Origin of the sequence: Pseudomonas sp. BMW13, assembly GCF_013357275.1 — a bacterium.
Lineage (GTDB): Bacteria > Pseudomonadota > Gammaproteobacteria > Pseudomonadales > Pseudomonadaceae > Aquipseudomonas > Aquipseudomonas khazarica.
The window spans coordinates 71,911-90,671 of the sequence record NZ_SUKD01000022.1; the positions used below are offsets into that span (position 1 = coordinate 71,911).

21 protein-coding genes are annotated in these 18,761 nt (G+C 67.3%); 13 read left to right on the forward strand and 8 right to left on the reverse strand.

The features are described from left to right. Window positions 1-16: 16 nt before the first annotated feature. From E4487_RS17030 to zapE, 3 genes are read left to right on the forward strand one after another with little or no spacing between them, the layout of a single operon-like run. Window positions 17-607 (forward strand): GNAT family N-acetyltransferase, encoded by a 591-nt coding sequence (locus tag E4487_RS17030; protein WP_175253922.1) that lies wholly within the window; start codon window positions 17-19, stop codon window positions 605-607. Beyond that, entirely contained in the window at window positions 604-1,488 is an 885-nt protein-coding gene (locus tag E4487_RS17035; protein WP_150609955.1) for a carbon-nitrogen hydrolase family protein, read from the forward strand. The genes E4487_RS17030 and E4487_RS17035 overlap by 4 nt, the downstream gene beginning before the upstream one ends. After that, window positions 1,485-2,603 carry a cell division protein ZapE gene (zapE, locus tag E4487_RS17040; RefSeq protein ID WP_218952982.1) on the forward strand — a complete coding sequence of 373 codons (1,119 nt, stop codon included), beginning with the start codon at window positions 1,485-1,487 and terminating at the stop codon, window positions 2,601-2,603. Before E4487_RS17035 ends, zapE begins: the two co-directional genes overlap by 4 nt. Here the strand turns inward: zapE and E4487_RS17045 are convergent, their stop codons facing one another. Further along, entirely contained in the window at window positions 2,604-3,152 is a 549-nt protein-coding gene (locus E4487_RS17045; protein WP_175253923.1) for a cysteine hydrolase family protein, read from the reverse strand. Window positions 3,153-3,246: 94 nt separating this feature from the next. Between E4487_RS17045 and E4487_RS17050 the strand changes: the two genes are divergently transcribed. Then, window positions 3,247-4,221 (forward strand): GlxA family transcriptional regulator, encoded by a 975-nt coding sequence (locus E4487_RS17050; protein WP_152488873.1) that lies wholly within the window; start codon window positions 3,247-3,249, stop codon window positions 4,219-4,221. Here E4487_RS17050 and E4487_RS24920 read toward each other — a convergent pair. After that, a complete protein-coding gene (locus E4487_RS24920) occupies window positions 4,218-4,439 on the reverse strand; it encodes a hypothetical protein (protein ID WP_373921540.1) in 222 nt (73 codons plus the stop codon). The two genes, E4487_RS17050 and E4487_RS24920, sit on opposite strands and share 4 nt — an antisense overlap. Between E4487_RS24920 and dsdA the strand changes: the two genes are divergently transcribed. Then, the gene (gene dsdA, locus E4487_RS17060) at window positions 4,413-5,762 is read left to right on the forward strand and encodes a D-serine ammonia-lyase (RefSeq protein WP_175253924.1); all 1,350 of its coding nucleotides are present in this window, start codon (window positions 4,413-4,415) and stop codon (window positions 5,760-5,762) included. The two genes, E4487_RS24920 and dsdA, sit on opposite strands and share 27 nt — an antisense overlap. 67 nt (window positions 5,763-5,829) lie before the next feature. Here the strand turns inward: dsdA and E4487_RS17065 are convergent, their stop codons facing one another. Beyond that, window positions 5,830-7,353: a fumarate hydratase gene (locus E4487_RS17065; protein WP_037048077.1), complete on the reverse strand. Its 1,524-nt coding sequence runs from the start codon at window positions 7,351-7,353 to the stop codon at window positions 5,830-5,832. 300 nt (window positions 7,354-7,653) lie between these two features. On the opposite strand from E4487_RS17065, the gene E4487_RS17070 reads away from it, so the two are divergent. The 4 genes from E4487_RS17070 to E4487_RS17085 all read left to right on the forward strand — a co-directional run bounded on the left by E4487_RS17070 (window position 7,654) and on the right by E4487_RS17085 (window position 11,124). Next, the gene (locus tag E4487_RS17070) at window positions 7,654-8,781 is read left to right on the forward strand and encodes a diguanylate cyclase (RefSeq protein ID WP_037048075.1); all 1,128 of its coding nucleotides are present in this window, start codon (window positions 7,654-7,656) and stop codon (window positions 8,779-8,781) included. Next, window positions 8,774-9,712: an iron-sulfur-binding ferredoxin reductase gene (locus E4487_RS17075; RefSeq protein WP_175253925.1), complete on the forward strand. Its 939-nt coding sequence runs from the start codon at window positions 8,774-8,776 to the stop codon at window positions 9,710-9,712. Before E4487_RS17070 ends, E4487_RS17075 begins: the two co-directional genes overlap by 8 nt. Window positions 9,713-9,768: 56 nt before the next feature. Further along, complete coding sequence (locus E4487_RS17080) at window positions 9,769-10,542, forward strand: enoyl-CoA hydratase (RefSeq protein ID WP_037048071.1); 774 nt, start codon at window positions 9,769-9,771, stop codon at window positions 10,540-10,542. A 114-nt stretch (window positions 10,543-10,656) separates the two neighbouring features. Further along, complete coding sequence (locus tag E4487_RS17085; RefSeq protein ID WP_175253926.1) at window positions 10,657-11,124, forward strand: GNAT family N-acetyltransferase; 468 nt, start codon at window positions 10,657-10,659, stop codon at window positions 11,122-11,124. A 42-nt stretch (window positions 11,125-11,166) separates the two neighbouring features. On the opposite strand, the gene pyk is transcribed toward E4487_RS17085, so the two are convergent. The 3 genes from pyk to E4487_RS17100 all read right to left on the reverse strand — a co-directional run bounded on the left by pyk (window position 11,167) and on the right by E4487_RS17100 (window position 14,472). Then, complete coding sequence (gene pyk / locus E4487_RS17090) at window positions 11,167-12,618, reverse strand: pyruvate kinase (protein WP_175253927.1); 1,452 nt, start codon at window positions 12,616-12,618, stop codon at window positions 11,167-11,169. A gap of 71 nt (window positions 12,619-12,689) precedes the next feature. Beyond that, window positions 12,690-13,598: a universal stress protein gene (locus E4487_RS17095; protein ID WP_175253928.1), complete on the reverse strand. Its 909-nt coding sequence runs from the start codon at window positions 13,596-13,598 to the stop codon at window positions 12,690-12,692. Between the two features lie 67 nt (window positions 13,599-13,665). Continuing rightward, the gene (locus E4487_RS17100) at window positions 13,666-14,472 is read right to left on the reverse strand and encodes a tetratricopeptide repeat protein (protein ID WP_037048063.1); all 807 of its coding nucleotides are present in this window, start codon (window positions 14,470-14,472) and stop codon (window positions 13,666-13,668) included. Window positions 14,473-14,623: 151 nt separating this feature from the next. Here E4487_RS17100 and E4487_RS17105 point away from each other — a divergent pair, with 151 nt between their 5' ends. The 3 genes from E4487_RS17105 to E4487_RS17115 all read left to right on the forward strand — a co-directional run bounded on the left by E4487_RS17105 (window position 14,624) and on the right by E4487_RS17115 (window position 15,910). Next, window positions 14,624-14,998 carry a tol-pal system YbgF family protein gene (locus tag E4487_RS17105; protein WP_037048058.1) on the forward strand — a complete coding sequence of 125 codons (375 nt, stop codon included), beginning with the start codon at window positions 14,624-14,626 and terminating at the stop codon, window positions 14,996-14,998. A 73-nt stretch (window positions 14,999-15,071) separates the two neighbouring features. Then, window positions 15,072-15,494, forward strand: a complete 423-nt coding sequence (locus E4487_RS17110; RefSeq protein WP_175253929.1) for a DUF4124 domain-containing protein — start codon at window positions 15,072-15,074, stop codon at window positions 15,492-15,494. Between the two features lie 59 nt (window positions 15,495-15,553). Further along, window positions 15,554-15,910 (forward strand): PilZ domain-containing protein, encoded by a 357-nt coding sequence (locus tag E4487_RS17115; protein ID WP_037048051.1) that lies wholly within the window; start codon window positions 15,554-15,556, stop codon window positions 15,908-15,910. Window positions 15,911-15,922: 12 nt separating this feature from the next. Here the strand turns inward: E4487_RS17115 and E4487_RS17120 are convergent, their stop codons facing one another. Then, on the reverse strand, window positions 15,923-16,726 hold the full coding sequence (locus E4487_RS17120) for a SirB1 family protein (protein WP_175253930.1): 804 nt from the start codon (window positions 16,724-16,726) through the stop codon (window positions 15,923-15,925). A 100-nt stretch (window positions 16,727-16,826) separates the two neighbouring features. Here E4487_RS17120 and E4487_RS17125 point away from each other — a divergent pair, with 100 nt between their 5' ends. Continuing rightward, a complete protein-coding gene (locus E4487_RS17125; protein ID WP_175253931.1) occupies window positions 16,827-17,849 on the forward strand; it encodes a Glu/Leu/Phe/Val dehydrogenase in 1,023 nt (340 codons plus the stop codon). Here E4487_RS17125 and E4487_RS17130 read toward each other — a convergent pair. After that, window positions 17,846-18,727, reverse strand: a complete 882-nt coding sequence (locus tag E4487_RS17130) for a DMT family transporter (RefSeq protein WP_175253932.1) — start codon at window positions 18,725-18,727, stop codon at window positions 17,846-17,848. The two genes, E4487_RS17125 and E4487_RS17130, sit on opposite strands and share 4 nt — an antisense overlap. Window positions 18,728-18,761: the final 34 nt, after the last annotated feature.

The window sequence follows — 18,761 nt, forward strand, 5'->3', positions numbered from 1 at the left end:
TGGCGAACGACTGCCGATGGACATCGAATTGCTCCAGGGGCCGCAGATAGCCCCCCACATCGAAGACCTGGCGCGCCTGCGCATCACGGTCTTCCGCGATTTCCCCTACCTCTACGACGGCAGCCTCGACTACGAGGCCGAGTATCTCGAGACTTACGTGCGCAGCGCGGGCAGCCTGTGCGTGCTGGTGCGCGACGCGGGACGGGTGGTGGGGGCGTCCACGGGGCTGCCGCTGGCCGACGAGAGCGAAGCCTTTCAGCGCCCCTTCATCGCCGGCGGCTGGGACCCGGCACGGTTGTTCTACTGCGCCGAGTCGGTGCTGTTGCCGGCCTGGCGCGGGCGCGGCCTGGGCGTGCGTTTCTTCGCCGAGCGCGAGGCCCATGCGCGGCGCCTGGGGCATATCGACTGGTGTACCTTCTGCGCGGTGCAGCGAGCGGTCGACCACCCGCGGCGCCCCGAGGGTTATCAGCCGCTGGACGAATTCTGGAAGCGCCGTGGCTATCGCCACCACCCGGAACTGCATACCGAATACCACTGGTGCGACCTGGACGAGACCGAGGAATCGGCCAAGCCCATGTCGTTCTGGCTCAAGGAGCTTGTTGCATGATCAAGGTTGCCGCCTGTCAGTACCACATCGACCTGTTGCCGAGCTGGGAGGCCTATGCCGACCACCTCACTGCGCTCTGCGAGGAGGCGGCCGGGCAGGGCGCCGACCTGCTGCTGCTGCCCGAGTACGCCGGACTGGTGCTGACCGGCCTGTTGCCCGAGGCCGAGCGCGGCGACCTGCACGGCTCCATCGCCGGCATCCAGCCGTTGCTGCCGCGCTGGCTGGCGCTGTGCGAGCAGCTGGCGCGACGCCTGAACGTCCATCTGATGCCGGGCTCGGTGGCGGTGCTGGACGATGATGGCGTCTATCGCAACCGGGCCTGGTTGTTCGGCCCGCAGGGCAACCTGGGCTCTCAGGACAAGCTGATCATGACCCGCTTCGAGGTCGAGCACTGGCACATCGCTGCCGGCAATGGCCTCAAGGTGTTCGACACGGCGCTGGGCAAGCTGGGCATCCTGATCTGCTACGACAACGAGTTCCCGCTGCTGGCGCATACCCTGGCCGAGGCCGGCGTGGACCTGATCCTGGCGCCGAGCTGCACCGATACGGTCGCCGGCTTCCACCGCGTGCGCATCGGCGCCCAGGCCCGCGCCCTGGAGAACCAGATCGCCGTGCTGCATTCACCCACCGTCGGCCTGGCGCCCTGGTCGCCGTCGCTGGACGAAGGCTACGGCCGCGCCTCGCTGTACGTGCCTTCGGACTACGGCATGCCGGCCAGCGGCATCGTGGCCGAGAGCGATGAGCTGTGCCCTGAGCGCAGCCACTGGCTGATCTGCGAGCTGGACCTGGACGAGGTGCGCCGCGTGCGCGAGCAGGGGCAGGTATTCACGCGTCGCGACTGGCCGCGGCAGCTGGACGACGGTCGGCTGGTGCTGCGTTGACCATCATCGAGCAGGCCCCGGCGGACTCGCCCCAGGCCGCGTACGAGCGGGCGCTGGCCAGCGGCTTCGTCGCCGATGCCGCGCAACAGCGTGCGGTCCTCGCGCTGCAGCATTGCCACGTCGCCCTGCAGCGTGGCGAGCAGCCAGCGGGCGTCTACCTCTGGGGCCCGGTCGGACGCGGCAAGACCTGGCTGATGGACAGCTTCTACAACAGCTTGCGGGTGCCGGCGCGGCGCCAGCATTTCCATCATTTCATGCAGTGGGTACACCGCCGCCAGTTCCAGCTCACCGGCAATGCCGACCCGTTGCGCCTGCTGGCCGAGGAACTGGGGCGCGAGGTGCGCGTGCTGTGCTTCGACGAGCTGTTCGTCAGCGACATCGGCGACGCCATGCTGCTCGGCCGCCTGCTCAGCCTGGTGGTGGAGCAGGGCGTGGTGCTGGTGACCACCTCCAACCAGCCCCCCGAGCGCCTGTACGAGGGGGGTTACAACCGCGAGCGCTTCCTGCCTGCCATCGCCGCGCTCGAGCAGCACATGCAGGTGGTGGCGGTGGATGGCGACGAGGACCATCGCCTGCACCCCGGTGTGATCGCGCAGCGCTATTGGGTGCGGCAGCCGCAGGCGCTGGCCGAGGCCTTCGCCCGCTTGAGCGCGGGACAGGAGGTGGTGCAAGGGCCGCTGCAGCTGACGCACCGCTGCATCGCGACACTGGGCCACAGCCCGGCGCTGCTGTGGTGCCGTTTCAGCGAGCTGTGCGAGCAGCCGCTGGCCGCCGCCGACTTCATCGAACTGTGCCAGGGACACACGGCGATCTTTCTCAGCGAGGTGCCGCGCCTGGGCGGGCCGCCACGTGAGGGGCGCATTGCCCGGGGTACCGAGGACGGCGCCGAGCGCGTCGACGCCGGCGACCGGCAACTGCCGGCACTGGCGCGCAACGACGATGCGGTACGGCGTTTCATCGCCCTGGTCGACGAGTGCTACGACCGCCGCGTAGCGCTGTACATCGATGCCGAGGTGGCGCTGGATGAGCTGTACACCCAGGGCTACCTCGACTTCGCGTTCCAGCGCACCCGCAGCCGGCTGCATGAAATGCAGCTGCAGCGCTTCGGCAGCTGATCAGTCCGCCAGGTACTGCTCGGTCGACAGCACCTGGGCATAGGCGAAGGCCAGCGCGGCCATGTAGGCGGCATGCACCTCGGCGGCGCCGATCGATTGCCCCTCGAACGTCTGCTCGCGTGTCGCGCAGGCATCGTGCACCACGCAGGTGGCGTAGCCGAAGTCGCTGCTGGCGCGCGCCGCGGCATCGATGCACATATGGCTCATGGCGCCCACCAGGGTGACCTGTTCGATCGCGGCCTGATCGAGCAGGGCCTTGAGCTCGGTGTCGAGGAAGGCATTCACGCGGTGCTTGAGCACCACGGCTTCGCCGGCCAGTGGCTGCACGCTGGCGTGGATGCGCGCGCCGTCGGAGGCCGGGGTGAAGAAGGGCGCGTCGGCGCTCTGGAACTCGTGGCGGACGTGGATCACCAGGTCGCCGGCCTGGCGCGCCGCCTCGAGGATGCGCGCCGCGTTGCCCGCAGCCGCGTCCATGCCGTGCAGCGTCCACTTGCCGCCGTTGAAGTAGTCGTTCTGGATGTCGATCAGAATCAGGGCACGCTTGCTCATGTTGCTCTCCATGGGATGATGTGCAGCGAACATTAGCCGTCACGGCGCTGGCCCGGGATGGGCGTGGCCGACAATTTGCGGGGAGAAACTGACAATGAGCGGGCGCTGCCTGGAAATCGGGTTGTTGCTGTATCCCGGCGTGCAACTGGCGGCGGTGTACGGGCTGGGCGACCTGTTCGCGGTGGCCAACCGCATGGCGGCCAGCCCGGAGCGCGAGGGGTTGGGCCGCTTGCGGGTCAGTCACTGGCAGGCGGATGACGATGGCCAGGTCCGGCGGGTGTTCGACAGCCAGCCGCAGGCCGACGGCGCGCCGCAGGTGGTGGTGCTGCCACCCTGCCTGGATGCCGCCGCCGGCTATGTGCTGCACAGCGCCTACCGCGACTGGCTGGCGCGCCTGCACGGCTCGGGCGTGACCCTGGCGTCGGTCTGCGCCGGCGCCTTTCCCCTGGCAGCCGCCGGCCTGCTCGACGGCCGCACGGTGACCACCCACTGGGCGCTGGCGGGAGAGTTGGCGCAGCGATACCCCAAGGTGCGGGTGCTGCCCGAGCGCATGGTGGTCGACGATGGCGACCTGGTCACCGCCGGCGGGTTGATGGCCTGGACCGACCTGGGACTGGCGCTGGTGACGCGCCTGCTGGGGCCGACCATCGCCGCGGAAACCGCGCGCTATCTGGTGGTGGACCTGAACCGTGAATCGCAGCGCCAGTTCAGCAGCTTCGTGCCCAGTTTCGATCATGGCGACGCGGCGGTATTGAGCGTCCAGCACTGGCTGCAGGGCCAGGCCATGGCCGATGCCAGCCTGAGCGGTATGGCCGAGCGCGCGGGGCTGGGCGAGCGCACGTTCCTGCGGCGCTTCCGTGCCGCCACGGGCCTGAAACCCACCGAGTATTGCCAGCAGGTGCGCGTGACCAGGGCGCGCGAGTTGCTGGAGTTCACCCGTCAGAGCATCGACCAGGTGGCCTGGCAGGTGGGTTATCGCGATGCGGGGGCGTTTCGCAAGGTGTTCACCCGCCTAGTGGGCGTGGCGCCGGGCGACTACCGGCGCCGCTTCGGCAGCGCGGCGCGCTAGAGCGAATCCTCGGCCGCCTTGCCGGCGAGGTTGGCGCGCGTCGGCATGGCGAGAATCTCCGGCAGCTCCTCGCGGGCGAAGACCTCGTGCAGGCGGCGCAGCCGTTCCGCCGGTCGTTCAGCGGCCTTTGCCAGATCGGCTCGGCCGTCGTCTAATGCCGGCTGTTCTCTGCCCTCGATGAGGAGTGCCCGATGATCCTTGGCAAGTCGCTCGCCCAATGGTGCGCGGAATACCCGCTGCTCGACGAGTTGATCGCGCTGCACGAAACCAGCTGGTTCAATCCGGGCGTGGCGCCTGTCGCGCAGGCACTGGCCGACGTTGGCCTGAGCGCTGCCGATGTGGCCGACGCCAGCGCACGGCTGAAGCGCTTCGCCCCTTATCTGGCGCGGGTGTTTCCGCAGACGGCAGGCAGTGGCGGCATCATCGAGTCGGACATCCTCGCCCTGCCGCGCATGCAGGCGTGGCTGAGCGGGCAGGGCGGCGGCGACCTTGGCGCACTGTGGCTCAAGCGTGACAGTCATTTGCCGATCTCCGGCTCGATCAAGGCCCGTGGCGGCATCTACGAGGTGCTCAAGCACGCCGAGGAACTGGCTCTGGGCGCCGGGCTGCTTGGTCTCGATGACGATTACGCCTGTCTCGACAGTGACGAGCTGCGCGCCTTTTTCGGCGGTTACCAGGTGGCGGTCGGCTCCACCGGCAATCTCGGTCTGTCGATCGGCATCATCAGCGCGCGGCTGGGCTTCCAGGCCACGGTGCACATGTCCGCCGATGCCCGGCAATGGAAGAAGGACAAGCTGCGTGCCCATGGCGTGAGCGTGGTCGAGTACGCCAGCGACTACAGCGTCGCCGTGGAGCAGGGGCGGCGCCAGGCGGAGGGCGACCCGCGTTGTCACTTCGTCGACGACGAGAACTCCAGGCACCTGTTCCTCGGCTACGCCGTGGCCGGTGAGCGCCTCAAGCAGCAGCTGGCGGCCGCCAGCGTCGTGGTCGATGCCGAGCATCCCTTGTTCGTCTATCTGCCGTGCGGCGTCGGCGGAGGGCCGGGCGGCGTGGCCTTCGGCCTGAAGCTGGCGTTTGGCGATGCGGTGCACTGCCTGTTCGCCGAGCCAACGCATTCTCCGTGCATGCTGCTGGGCGTCTACAGCGGCCGGCATGACGAACTGGCGGTGCAGGATTTCGCTATCGACAACCGCACGGCGGCCGATGGCCTGGCGGTCGGCAGGCCGTCCGGTTTCGTCGGACGTGCGATGCAGCGCCTGATCGACGGCTATTACACGGTCAGCGACGATCAGCTGTTCCGCTACCTGGCGCTGCTGGAGGAGACCGAAGGGCAGCGCCTGGAACCTTCCGCCCTGGCTGGCATGCCGGGGCCGCTGCGCGTGCTGGATGAACGGCAGGGCTATCGCCAGCGCATGGGCCTCACGCCGCAGCGCATGGCCCGGGCGACTCACCTGGTCTGGGCCACCGGCGGCAGCATGGTGCCGGAGGCGGAGATGGACAGTTACCTGGCGCGCGGCCGGCAACTGCTACGGGACGCCTGAAAACACAGAAGCCCGGCACGGGGCCGGGCTTCTCCTTGCAGCTTGCAGCGTATCGCTTGCGGCTGCCTTACTTCACTTCCACCGCGAGGCTTTCAGCGATCTTCTTGTTCCAGATCGCCGGGCCGGTGATGTGCACCGACTCGCCGTTGGTATCGACGGCGACGGTGACCGGCATGTCCTTGACCTCGAACTCGTAGATGGCTTCCATCCCCAGCTCGGGGAAGGCCAGCACCTTGGACTTCTTGATCGCCTGGGCCACGAGGTAAGCGGCACCACCGACAGCCATCAGGTACACGGCCTTGTTGTCCTTGATCGCGTCGATGGCGATCGGACCACGCTCGGACTTGCCGATCATGCCCAGCAGGCCGGTCTGTTCGAGGATCTGACGGGTGAACTTGTCCATGCGCGTGGCGGTCGTCGGACCTGCCGGGCCCACCACTTCGTCACCGACCGGATCGACCGGGCCGACGTAGTAGATGAAGCGGCCCTTCAGGTCCACCGGCAGCGTTTCGCCCTTGTTCAGCATGTCGACCATACGCTTGTGCGCGGCGTCGCGGCCGGTGAGCATCTTGCCGTTGAGCAGGATGGTCTCGCCCGGCTTCCAGCTCTGCACGTCTTCCGGGGTGATCTCGTCGAGGTTGACGCGGCGTGCGCTCGGGCCGGCTTCCCAGACGATTTCCGGGTAGGCGTCCAGATCCGGCGCTTCCAGTTCGGCAGGGCCGGAACCGTCGAGCACGAAGTGGGCGTGACGGGTGGCGGCGCAGTTGGGGATCATGCACACCGGCAGGCTGGCGGCGTGGGTCGGGTAGTCCATGATCTTGACGTCGAGCACGGTGGTCAGGCCGCCCAGGCCCTGGGCGCCGATGCCCAGCTGGTTGACCTTCTCGAACAGCTCCAGACGCAGCTCTTCGATGCGGTTCTGCGGGCCGCGGGCCTGCAGTTCATGGATGTCGATGTGCTCCATCAGCACTTCCTTGGCCATGACCGCGGCTTTCTCGGCGGTGCCGCCGATGCCGATGCCGAGCATGCCCGGTGGGCACCAGCCGGCGCCCATGGTCGGCACGGTCTTCAGGACCCAGTCGACGATGGAGTCGGACGGGTTGAGCATGGCCATCTTCGACTTGTTCTCGGAGCCGCCGCCCTTGGCCGCGACGTCCACTTCCACCTTGTCACCGGGGACCAGCGAGTAGTGGATGACCGCCGGGGTGTTGTCCTTGGTGTTCTTCCTGCTACCTGCCGGGTCGGCCAGGATCGAAGCGCGCAGGACGTTTTCCGGCAGGTTGTAGGCGCGACGCACGCCTTCGTTGATCATGTCGTCGACGCTCATGGTGGCGCCGTCCCAGCGCACGTCCATGCCGACCTTGACGAACACGGTGACGATACCGGTGTCCTGGCAGATCGGGCGGTGGCCCGTGGCGCACATGCGCGAGTTGATCAGGATCTGCGCCATGGAGTCCTTGGCGGCCGGCGACTCTTCCTTCAGGTAGGCCTCGTGCATGGCCTGGATGAAGTCAACGGGGTGGTAATAGGAGATGAACTGCAGCGCGTCGGCGACGCTCTGGATCAGGTCGTCCTGCTTGATCACGGTCATTGGGGCGCTCCTCTATCAGGGAACATCTATGAGCACGCGCCGGGTCATGACCCGGCGCGACGGCGAAAAGGGCATCTCAAAAAACACCTCGCCGGCGTGTTCTGCACGGCGGCAGTCCTGCGCGCGCAGCGCGGTGTTTTTTCGAGGTGCCCCGAAAAGGCGCGGCAGTATACCGCGACGGCCGCGACCGGCACAGCCGCCGAAGGTCGATGGCAAAGGCGGCGGGTGCTTGTCAGCGGCCTAGGATTTTTGTGATCACAGGGGTAGAGTAAGGCGATATGCCATTATGGGACGGAGCCCATGAGCCCAAGCACTCCTCGGGGAACGCAGCGCAGCCTGCAGAGCCTGTTGCTCAAACGCTTCGCCATGGCCTTCAGCACGTACGTGATGATGGCGCTCGTCTGTTGGTTTGCCGTGTTCAACGGCCTCTTCATCGGTTCCGTATCGACCGCGGCCTGGCTGACGCTGGGCGTCATGGGCAGCCAGCTGGTGTTTCTCTGGCTGTTTCTGTCCGGGCGCAACCTGCGTTTCGACGACCCCAGCCTGACCGAGGCCCAGGTGCTGGTGGCGCTGGCCTGGCAGCCACCGGTACTGGCCTTCTTCGACACTGCGCGTGGCGTCCTCATGGTCTTCTACGTGCTGATCCTGCTGTTCGGTGTGTTCCAGTTGCCGCCCCGGGTGTTCGTGCGCTGCGCGCTGTTCGCCTTCTTCGGCTTCACCGCGATGGTGCTGATCGAGGCCTACCGCATGCTGCTGGTGGACCCGAGCATGGCCTGGCTGCAGGTCTGGGTGCTGTTCATCCTGCTGGTCTGGCTGTGCCTGTTCTCCAGCTACGTGCAGGCGATGCGCAAGCGGGTGCGTCAGCGTCGTTTCGCCCTGCAGGCGCACCAGGACACCCTGCGCGGGATGATGCGGCAGCTGGAGGACCTGGTGGCCACCGACGAACTCACCGGGCTGTTCAACCGCCGGCATTTCCTGCGCCTGGCCGCACGCGAGCTGGAGAACATGGGGCCCGGACGGCAGCATGGCCTGGCGCTGATCGATCTGGACCATTTCAAGCGAATCAACGATGCTCACGGTCACGCTGCCGGTGACCGGGTTCTGCAGACCTTCGCCGCAGTCGCCCGCGCCTGTCTGCGTGATGGTGATGTCATTGCCCGCTACGGCGGTGAGGAGTTCGTCCTGTTGTTGCCCAATACCGATGCCGATCAGTTCACGGCCTGCTGCGAGCGTCTGCGCGAGGCCTTCGCCAGCGCCGAGCCGGTTGGCGTGGTGGTCGACAACCTCAGCCTTTCCGCCGGCATGACTCTGCTGCTCGCCGGGGATGAACTCGATGAAGCCTTGCAGCGCGCCGACCAGGCGCTCTACCAGGCCAAGCGCGGTGGCCGCAACCGTTGCGATGCCAGCTGGGAGCGTGCGGGTGCCTGAGCTGCGCGTGGGGGATCGGCAGTTGCAGGTCGCTGGCCAGAGCAATCTTCTCGATGCGCTGCTCGGTGGTGGTGTGGCGGTGCCCTACAGCTGCCGCGCGGGCAGTTGCCATGCCTGCATGGTGCGTTGCCTGAGCGGGGAACCGCTGGATCGTCGGCCGGAGGCGCTGGCCGCGGACAAGCGTGCGCAGGGCTGGCGCCTGGCCTGCCAGTGCCAGGTGGTGGGCGATCTCGAGGTGGAGCCCTTCGATCCGCAACGCGATGGCCTGGCGGCCAGGGTCGTTGCGCTCGACTGGCCGAGTCCGCAGGTACTGCGCCTGCGCCTCGAACCGGCCAGGCCGCTGCGCTATCGCCCCGGCCAGCACCTGGTGCTCTGGACCGAGCAAGGGGTGGCGCGTCCCTATTCGCTGGCCAGCGTGCCCGGCGAGGACGACTGGCTGGAGTTCCACATCGACTGCCGCCTGCCTGGCGCCTTCTGCGACGCAGCCCGTCGGCTGCAGCTCGGCGATGGTCTGAGGCTGGGGGAGCTGCGTGGCGGGGCGCTGCACTACGATGCCGACTGGCAGGCACGGCCACTCTGGCTGCTGGCCGCCGGCACCGGGCTGGCGCCGTTGTACGGTGTGTTGCGAGAGGCGCTGCGCGAGCAGCACCAGGGGGCTATCCGCCTGCTGCACGTGGCGCACGAGGCGGCCGAACACTACCTGGCTGACGAGTTGCAGGCACTGGCGCAACAGCATGCGAATCTGCAGGTCAGCCTGGTGACGGCGGCGCAGTTGCCGGCTGCTTTGGCCGAACTGCGCCTTGTTTCGCGGCAGACCCTCGCCTTACTCTGCGGCCATCCTGAGACGGTCGAAAGTTTCTCGCGGCGCCTCTACATGGCCGGTCTGCCGCGCAGCCAGATGCTTGCCGACGTCTTCCTACCCCGCGCCTGACGTGTACGCCGCCGCCTCCGGCCTGCAGCACGCCAGCCAAGGCCCCGGAGCATTGCATGAACGAACATCTGCATATCGAACGTGATGGCGGTCTGTTGACCCTGCGCATGCAGCGCCCGGACAAGAAGAATGCCCTGACCCGCGCCATGTACGCCGGCATGGCCGAGGTGCTGGACGCAGCCGAGCGCGACGCCAGCGTGCGCGTGGTGCTGCTGACCGGTGGCGAGACCTGCTTCACCAGTGGCAACGACGTCGCCGATTTCATCCAGGCGCCGCCCACCGGTCTGAACAGCGAAGTCTTCCAGTTCATGCGTGCCCTGTTCGATTTCAGCAAGCCGGTGGTCGCCGCCGTGGCCGGGCCTGCGGTCGGCATCGGCACCACCCTGTTGCTGCATTGCGACCTGGTCTATGTCAGTGGCGATGCGCAGTTGAAGATGCCCTTCGTCAACCTTGGCCTGTGCCCCGAGTATGGCTCCAGCCTGATCCTGCCGCGCCTGCTGGGCCATGCGCGGGCGGCCGAGCTGCTGCTGCTTGGCCAGGGCTTCAGCGGCGAGCAGGCGGCCGCCTGGGGCATTGCCAATCAGGCGCTCGACGGTGGCGCGGCGACCCTGCGTGCGGCGCATGAGGCGGCGCTGCGTTTTCTCGATCTGGCCCCTTCGGCAGTCGCCGACAGCAAGCGCCTGATGCGTGCACCGGGGCGCGAGGAGCTGCGCAAGGTGATCGAGGAGGAGGGCGCTCTGTTCGGCCAGCGCCTGCGTTCGCCCGAGGCCATCGAGGCACTGTCGGCGTTCATGCAACGCAGAAAGCCGGATTTCTCCCGGTTCGCCTGAGCCCCCTGGCCGGAGCGCCGGCCCCCGCTTGCCCCTGGCGTCGACGCGCCGGCTTCCCGAGAATGGTCGACCGTACGGCATGCGCCGTGATCGACCCGCCTTGAGGACGCGTACATGACAGACCTGGTGATCCGCGAAGCAGCCCCGGAGCAGGTGCCGCTCGAACTGCTGTTGCTGGCCGACCCGAACGAGAGCAAGGTGCGCGCCTACCTGTCCGACTGCCGTTGCTTCATCGCCGTGCAGAACGAGCAGGTACTGGGTGCCTGCGCGGTTACCCGGCCTGTGCATGGGGTGGCGGAGCTGATGAGCATCGCTGTCTGCGCAAGCCAGCAGCGCAGTGGTGTCGGCAGTCGATTGCTGCGGGCAGTGATCGATGCCGTGCGCGATTGCGGCGCCCGTGCGCTGGAGGTCGGAACCGGCAGCTTCGGCTACCAGCTGGCGTTCTATCAGCGCCAGGGTTTTCGCGTCACGGCCATCGACCGTGATTTCTTCGTGCGCCATTACCCGCAGCCGATCCACGAGGAAGGCATCCAGCTGCGGGACATGCTGCGGCTGACGTTGGAGTTTGCCGAGCAGGCATGAAAAAGGCCGCTCGATGAGCGGCCTTTCCGGTTCAGCTGTGGGTCACACCATTTGATCGCCGACGTGGAGGATCTTCATGGTGTTGGTGCCGCCGGTGCCATGGTAGCTGTCGCCCTTGGTCAGGATGACCCAGTCGCCCGGTTCCACCACGCCACGCTTGAGCAGCTCGTCCACCGCGGCCTGGCTGACCTTGTTGGCCGGCAGCGAGGCGGGGTCGAACGGCACGGTGTAGACGCCGCGGAACAGCGCCACGCGAGCCTGGGTGTCGCGGTGCGGGGTGAAGGCGAAGATCGGGATGTGCGAGCGGATGCGCGACATGATCAGCGGGCTGTAGCCGCTCTCGGTCAGGCTGATGATGGCCTTGACGCCGGGGAAGTGGTTGGCGGTGTACATGGTCGCCAGGGCCACGCTCTCGTCGCAGCGCTCGAAGGTACGGCCCAGACGGTGGCTGGATTTCTGGCTGGTGGGGTGCTTCTCGGCACCCAGGCAGACGCGGGCCATGGCCTGCACGGCTTCCACCGGGTACTCGCCGGCGGCGCTCTCGGCCGACAGCATCACCGCATCGGTGTAGTCCAGCGCGGCGTTGGCCACGTCGGACACTTCGGCGCGGGTCGGCATCGGGCTGTGGATCATCGACTCCATCATCTGCGTGGCGGTGATCACCGCTTTGTTCAGACGACGGGCGTGGGCGATGATCTTCTTCTGGATGCCGACCAGTTCGGCGTCGCCGATTTCCACGGCGAGGTCGCCACGGGCCACCATCACCGCGTCACTGGCGCGGATCAGGCCGTCGAGGGCTTCGTCGTCGGCCACTGCTTCGGCGCGCTCGATCTTGGCCACCAGCCAGGCGCTGCCGCCGGCTTCGCTCAGCAGGCGACGGGCGTATTCCATGTCGGCAGCGTCACGCGGGAAGGACACGGCCAGGTAGTCCAGCTCCATTTCGGCGGCTACCTTGATGTCGGCCTTGTCCTTGTCGGTCAGGGCAGGGGCGGTAAGGCCGCCGCCACGGCGGTTGATGCCCTTGTTGTCGGACAGCGGGCCGCCGATCAGCACGCGGCAGTGCAGTTCGTCGGCACCCTTGAGTTCGACGCGCATGACCACGCGACCGTCATCGAGCAGCAGGTCGTCACCGACGTCGCAGTCCTGGATCAGCGCCGGGTAGTCGATACCGACCACGTCCTGGTTGCCGGCGGTGCGCGAGTGGCTGGAGGACAGGCGGAACAGGTCGCCATCCTTCAGTTCGATGCGCTTGTTCTCGAACTTGGCTATGCGGATCTTCGGCCCTTGCAGGTCGCCGAGCAGGGCGACGTGACGACCGTGCTTGGCCGCCAGTTCACGGACCATGGCAGCGCGCGCCTTGTGGTCATCCGGCGTGCCGTGGGAGAAGTTCAGGCGGGCCACGTCGAGGCCGGCGATGATCAGTTGCTCCAGCACTTCCGGCGAGCTGCTGGCCGGGCCCAGGGTGGCGACGATTTTGGTGCGGCGAAAGGTCATGCACGAACTCCCTAGTGAACGATGTCGGGGAGGCTACTACGGCGCCAGGCTGTAGTCATTGTTCCTGTGCACTACCCTTTGCCCGCCGGCTTGATCACCAGCAAGTCGCATTCGACCCGCTCCAGCACCCGTTCCGCCGTGTGACCGATCAGCAGGCTGTCCAGATGCCCACGGGCGATGGCGCCCATCAGCAGCAGACCGATATTGTGCTCGCGCACGAACTGCGGGATGACCTCTTCGGCGAAACCGTCCAGCAGGTGAGCGTGCCCGGGGTCGATGGCGTGCCGGGCGATCAGCGCGTCGAACGCCTGGCGATGCTCGTGATGGCACTGGGTCACGTAGTCTTCATATTCCTGCGCTACTTCGGCGTCGAACATCAGCGAACGCGGCAGCGGGGCCTGGGCATGCAGATAGTGGGCGTCCAGGCCCAGCCGGGCCTGCAGTGCCTGGCTGGTGGCGATCAACTGATGGTCGAGGGCGGCGGGCTTGTCGGCGCTGTGCAGCGGGTCGAGCGCGACGCACAGGTTGCTGCCTCGCGGTGCGGCGTCGTGCACCAGCCACAACGGCACCGGGCAGCGGCGGATCAGCTGCCAGCTGGCGTCGCCGAACAGCAGGCGGCGCAGGGCGTTGCCAGGGTGGGCCGAGGTGAAGAGGATGTCCGGTTGCAGCACGGCGACGCGGGCAAGGATCTCCTCATGGCGGTGTTTGCTCCAGCGCACGTCCACCTCGATCTTGAGGCCTTCCCGACTCAGGTGGGCGACGCTGGCCAGCAGGTTGGCATGGCGCTGCTGCACGAGGGTGTCGCGGATGCGCTGGAACAGGTGGCCGTCGAGCAGGCCGCCGTCGAGTTTCGGGTGGTAGTCGACCTGCAGCAGGTGCAACTCGGCCCCGGTCTGCCGGGCCAGCTCGGCGGCGCGCAGCAGGGCGGGCTGTTCTGCGTGTTCGGTGTCGATGACGACCAGCAGTCTTTGCAGTTTCATGGCAGCGTCCTCGGCCTGGGTGTCCTGACATTACAGACCCTGGCGCGGCGAACGGCATTGATGTGGGTCAGCGCGCGCCCGGATTCAGGGCCAGGTCGAGGTGGCGGGCGGCCTTGGCGTTCAGCTCGCCTTCGGGGAACTGCACCAGCAGGCGACGCAGGTAGGCGATGGCCTTGTCCCGGTTGGCGGCCGGGTTGTCCGGCGCCATGTGCATCAGGGCCAGCTGATACAGCGCCTTTTCCTTGATGTCGGCGGGGACGTGCGGGTCCGCCAGGCCCAGCATGTAGAGTTGCTCGGCCTCGTCGACCCGGCCCTTGAGCACGGCGCGGCGCGACAGCAGGGTCATGTCCGGATCGAGGCTGGGCTTGTACAGGTCGAGGTTCTGGCTGGGCTGCCAGTGCGCCAGCAACTCGCGCGATGTCTGCTGGATAGGTGCGTCCTCGCGCTGGCGGATCGTCTCGATGCGCTGCTCGGCGCGATTGGCCGCCTGGCTGGCGGGAAATTCGTTGAGCACCCGGTAGAAGTAATTGAGGGCCTTGGCGTCGTCGCGCTGCTCGTTGAAGCGGTTCATGTAGATCAGACCGATCTGGTACAGGGCGATGGCGCGTACCTCGTCACTCAGTTGGCGGTCACGGTAGCCCTCCAGATACAGTGCTTCGGCCTTGTCGCTATGGGCGTCGCGAATGGCCAGGGCGCTGTAGGTCAGCAGGTCGCCTTCGTCCTCGATGGCCGCTGTCATGCGCTTGGTCTTCAGGGCCTTGTACTCGACCACCTCGTTGGTGGTGACCTGGGCGATGAACAGCGGGGTGGTCGGTGCGCAGGCACTCAGCAGGCAGGCGCCGACGGCGAGAGAAATCAGGCGAACGAACAGCATGCAGGCTCCTTGGCCGGAACGGGCCGATGTCGCGCAGTCTAGTCAGGGCGCTGGGCAGCGCCAAGGCGATAGCGGCAAAACCCATCGGAGGTTTGTCGCTGTTCAGTTTTTCCGGCGCCTGTCGATACACTGCACATCGGAGGAATTACCCATGCGAACCCTGATCATCCTGGCCGTGGCGCTGCTGGCCGCCGGCTGCACCCGTGTATCGCTCGACCACCACCTGAACAACGCCTACCGCGCGTACCATGAGGGTGACTGCTCGCGCGTCGAACTCGAACTGTCACAGGCCGAGCGCAAGAGTCGTTCGCGCACCTACCTGCAGCCGGAAATCTCCCTGCTGCGCGGGCAGTGCCTGGAGCGCGAGAGCCTGTTCGTCGACGCGGCACAGACCTACCAGTTCATCATCGGCCGCTACCCGGCCAGCGAGTATGCCTACCGTGCCCGTGCACGCCTGCAGACGCTCGAGCAGCTAGGCCACTACAATCCGGCCGCGCCCGCCAAGGCCAGCCCGGCGGCGCTGTGAGCCATCGGTCGCGGGTCATTTCGTCGAGCTGCCGCGCGGTATAAGCTGGCGCATGTACCTCTGGAGAATGGCCATGCGCCGCTTGTTGTTGATCGCTGCTCTGCTACCGGCCCTGGCCACGGCGGAGATCTATCGCTGGACCGATGAGCAGGGCCAGGTGCACTTCGGCCAGCGCCCCGTCGCGGGCGCCGAGAGGGTCGAGGTGAAGCCGCAGGTCGTCGAGCGCGACGCGCAGACGCGCGAGCGTGAGGCGCGTAGCCAGCGCTTCTACGACGCCCGGCGCGACGAGCAGCAGCAGGCTGCCGCCGCAGCGGCCAACCAGCGCCAGGAACGGGCCAGCGAATGCCGTGATTTGCGCCGCCGCCTGGCACAGATCCCGGAAGGTTTCTCCTACTACCGCACCGATGCCAATGGCGAGCGCATTTACTACAGTGATGAAGAGACGGATACCGCTCGTCGCCAGCTGCGCGATCGCATCGCCGAACGTTGCGGCTAGGGCTGGCCTAGTGGCCGGGGGCGGGCCATACTCAAGACCCTTTGTAGCGATTCGCCACCATGCGCAGCCAGCGTCGAATCGAACGCCATCAGTTGCCCTACTACCTGAAGGTGTTCAATCGCATCACCGACAAACCGATGGGTTCCATCGGCAATGTCTCCCTGGACGGCCTGATGCTGATCAGCCAGCTGCCGCTGCTGGTGGGTGCGCGCTTCGACATGCGCCTGAAGATTCCCGGTCAGCAAGGTGTGCGCTTCATCGACGTCTCCGCCACCTGCCAGTGGTGCCGCGAGGATGTCACGCCGGGCTGCTATGACTCCGGCTTCGCGCTGGTCGCGCCCCCCGCCGAGTATGTCGAGATGATCGAAGCGCTACGCTACTACTTCAGCTTTCATGGCCTGCCGGCATCGGCCTGAACATCACTCGTTTCAGTGCACCGCAGGTGCTCTCTGCAGATTGCGCAGGCGCTGGCTCAGCTGCAGGCGCAGGCCTTCCTCCTCACAGAACAGCAGGGCACGCTCCAGGTCGTAGCGTTCGCCCTGCGGGCAATCGAGCTGCTGGTAAACGTCCGCACGGGCCAGGTGGTCGGCGAGGTTCGGCGGGCCGAGCTGGAGCACGCGCTCGGCATCCTTCAGCGCGGCCATGGGGTCATCATGCTGCAGGTGCAGCTGCCGCAGGTTGCGTGACAGGCGCTGCAGCATGGCCGCTGCATCGGCGGTCTGCAGGTGCACGGCGCTGAGTTCGACCCCCGCGCCCTGCTGACGATACAGCTGCTCGCGACAGTCGCGGGTGTACAGGCGGCGGCCGCCACAAGGGTCGAGCAGGTGGTCGGCGCCCGGCACGCGCAGCATGAAATGGCCGGGAAAATTCACCCCCTGCAGCGGAATGTCCAGGCGTCGTGCCAGCTCCAGGGCGATCAGCGCCAACGACAGTGGCTGGCCACGGCGGCGGCGCAGCACCTCGTGGAGCAGGGCATGGCGTGGGCGTGTCACGCTTTCGTCGTCTTCCTGGTAGTCGAGTTCGGCGAGTCGGCGCAGCAGCGGCTGGGCCAGCTCGCGCGCGGGCAGGGCCGGCAGTCCGGCGCTGACCTGCAGCTGCAGTGCGTGCAGGTCGGCGAGCAGGTTCGCCGGTTGCAATTGTTCGTCATGTTCGGCGGCGATCCACAGCGCTGCCTCGAACAGGGCAGGCGGGTCGCGTTGCAGGCACTGCAGACAGGCTTGGCGTGGGCTCATCGCATTCTCCGGTGGCTTCTGCTCTTGTAGCCCCTGGTCGAACGCTCGTCCAGTTGCCCTCACCTATACTGTGGCCTGAAGTCAGACCGGGAGCTCGCCCATGTTCAGCATGATGGAAGCCGCCCGCCTCGAGGCCCTGCATCTGGCTGACGATCCCGTCAGTGGCCTCAAGGCCGTTATCGCCATTCACAGTACCCGACTCGGGCCGGCGCTCGGTGGCTGCCGCTACCTGGCCTATCCCGACGAGCAGAGCGCCATCCGCGACGCCATCCGCCTGGCTCAGGGCATGAGCTACAAGGCGGCGCTGGCCGGCATCGACCACGGTGGCGGCAAGGCGGTGCTCATCCGTCCGGCACACCTGGACAGCCGGGCCGCGCTGTTCGAAGCCTTCGGGCGTTTCATCGAAACGCTGAACGGACGCTACATCACCGCCGTCGACAGTGGCACTTCCAGCGCCGACATGGATTGCATCGCCCTGCATACCCGGCATGCGACCAGCACTTCCAGTGCGGGCGACCCGTCGCCGCATACGGCACTGGGCGTGTTCGCCGGTATCCGCGCCACCGCCCAGGCACGACTGGGCGGGGATGATCTGGAAGGGTTGCGCATCGCCGTGCAGGGGCTGGGTAATGTCGGCTTCGCCCTGGCCGAGGCGTTGCATGCGGCGGGGGCCGAGCTGCTGGTCAGCGACCTGGACGCCGGGCGTGTGCAGCTGGCCGTCGAGCAGCTCGGTGCCCAGCCGATCGCCAGCGAAGCCTTGCTGACCACGCCCTGCGACATCCTCGCGCCCTGTGGCCTTGGCGGTGTGCTGAACCGGCAGAGCGTCGCTCACCTGCGCTGCGCCGCGGTCGCCGGGGCAGCCAACAATCAGCTGGCCAGCCCGGAGATCGCCGACGAGCTGGAGGCTCGCGGTATCCTCTATGCGCCGGATTACGTGCTCAATGCCGGCGGCCTGATCTACGTGGCGTTACGTCACCGCGGCGAGGAGTTGCCGGCCATCACCGCCCACCTGGCGCGGATCAGCCAGCGTCTGACCGACATCTACGCCCACGCTCAGGCGGAGAAGCGCTCGCCCGCCAGGGTCGCCGACCGGTTGGCCGAGCACCTGCTGTACGAACGCTAGCATTCGCTCGCCTGGCCGCGCTGCGGGGCCAGGCGGAAGACCAGCGTCAGGCCCAGCAGGATCGCGGCCATGCCGACCAGGGCATGTGCCGAGAGTCGGTTGCCCAGCAGCAGATAGTCGAGCACGCCGGTGGTGACCGGCACCAGATAGAACAGGCTGGTGACGTTGACCAGGTTGCCGGCCTGGATCAGGCGGTACAGCAGCAGCTGCGCGCCCACCGAGATCACCAGCCCCATCCACAGCAGTGGCAGCAACAGCCCGACATCGTACTCCACGCGCCAGTCCTGGCTCGGCAACAGCAGCAGGCTGGCCAGCAGGCACAGGCCGTACTGCAGCGGCAGTGCGTGCATGGGGCTCTGCCGCAGGTTCTTCTGGGCGATGCTGCCCAGGGTGATGCAGAGCAGGGCGCCGAGGGCGAACAGCATGCCGCTGACCGGCAGTGCGCTGTACAGCAGGCTGTCGCTGACGACGATCGTCAGGCCGCCGAGGGCCGTCAGCAGACCCAGCACGCGCAGCGGGGAGGCGCGCCGCTCCAGCAGCATCAGGGTCAGGATGGGTTGTACGCCCAGCACCGTGGCCAGTACGCCAGGCGTGATGCCCTCGGCCAGGGCCAGCATGTAGCAGATGCTGTAGCCGCCGATCATCAGCAGCCCGGCCCTGGCGGTCGAGCAGCGCAGGCCGCGTTGCGGCAACCAGATGCCGGAATGGCAGGCGAGCAACGCCAGGGCCACGCAGGCCAGGGCGAAGCGCAGGACGAGAAAGGCGAACGGGGACGCATGGTCCAGGCCGAGGCGGGCGAATATGGCGCCGGCAGACCAGAGCAGCACGAACAAGACTGTCGCGCCGTAGCGGGACAGAAGGGGCGAAGGGAAACGCATGATGGAACACCTGTCGATAAATCCGCGTGAGCTC

Bases quoted from the DNA above. Each gene is read 5' to 3' on its own strand.
- E4487_RS17115 (WP_037048051.1), top strand. From the start codon at position 15,554: ATGCGCAGCCAGCGTCGAATCGAACGCCATCAGTTGCCCTACTACCTG.
- E4487_RS17045 (WP_175253923.1), bottom strand. From the start codon at position 3,152: ATGAGCAAGCGTGCCCTGATTCTGATCGACATCCAGAACGACTACTTC.
- E4487_RS17065 (WP_037048077.1), bottom strand. From the start codon at position 7,353: ATGACCGTGATCAAGCAGGACGACCTGATCCAGAGCGTCGCCGACGCG.
- E4487_RS17035 (WP_150609955.1), top strand. From the start codon at position 604: ATGATCAAGGTTGCCGCCTGTCAGTACCACATCGACCTGTTGCCGAGC.
- E4487_RS17070 (WP_037048075.1), top strand. From the start codon at position 7,654: ATGAGCCCAAGCACTCCTCGGGGAACGCAGCGCAGCCTGCAGAGCCTG.
- E4487_RS17095 (WP_175253928.1), bottom strand. From the start codon at position 13,598: ATGAAACTGCAAAGACTGCTGGTCGTCATCGACACCGAACACGCAGAA.
- E4487_RS17100 (WP_037048063.1), bottom strand. From the start codon at position 14,472: ATGCTGTTCGTTCGCCTGATTTCTCTCGCCGTCGGCGCCTGCCTGCTG.
- E4487_RS17110 (WP_175253929.1), top strand. From the start codon at position 15,072: ATGCGCCGCTTGTTGTTGATCGCTGCTCTGCTACCGGCCCTGGCCACG.
- E4487_RS17030 (WP_175253922.1), top strand. From the start codon at position 17: ATGGACATCGAATTGCTCCAGGGGCCGCAGATAGCCCCCCACATCGAA.
- E4487_RS17120 (WP_175253930.1), bottom strand. From the start codon at position 16,726: ATGAGCCCACGCCAAGCCTGTCTGCAGTGCCTGCAACGCGACCCGCCT.
- E4487_RS17085 (WP_175253926.1), top strand. From the start codon at position 10,657: ATGACAGACCTGGTGATCCGCGAAGCAGCCCCGGAGCAGGTGCCGCTC.
- E4487_RS17130 (WP_175253932.1), bottom strand. From the start codon at position 18,727: ATGCGTTTCCCTTCGCCCCTTCTGTCCCGCTACGGCGCGACAGTCTTG.
- E4487_RS17105 (WP_037048058.1), top strand. From the start codon at position 14,624: ATGCGAACCCTGATCATCCTGGCCGTGGCGCTGCTGGCCGCCGGCTGC.
- dsdA (WP_175253924.1), top strand. From the start codon at position 4,413: ATGATCCTTGGCAAGTCGCTCGCCCAATGGTGCGCGGAATACCCGCTG.
- E4487_RS17080 (WP_037048071.1), top strand. From the start codon at position 9,769: ATGAACGAACATCTGCATATCGAACGTGATGGCGGTCTGTTGACCCTG.
- E4487_RS17050 (WP_152488873.1), top strand. From the start codon at position 3,247: ATGAGCGGGCGCTGCCTGGAAATCGGGTTGTTGCTGTATCCCGGCGTG.
- E4487_RS17125 (WP_175253931.1), top strand. From the start codon at position 16,827: ATGTTCAGCATGATGGAAGCCGCCCGCCTCGAGGCCCTGCATCTGGCT.
- pyk (WP_175253927.1), bottom strand. From the start codon at position 12,618: ATGACCTTTCGCCGCACCAAAATCGTCGCCACCCTGGGCCCGGCCAGC.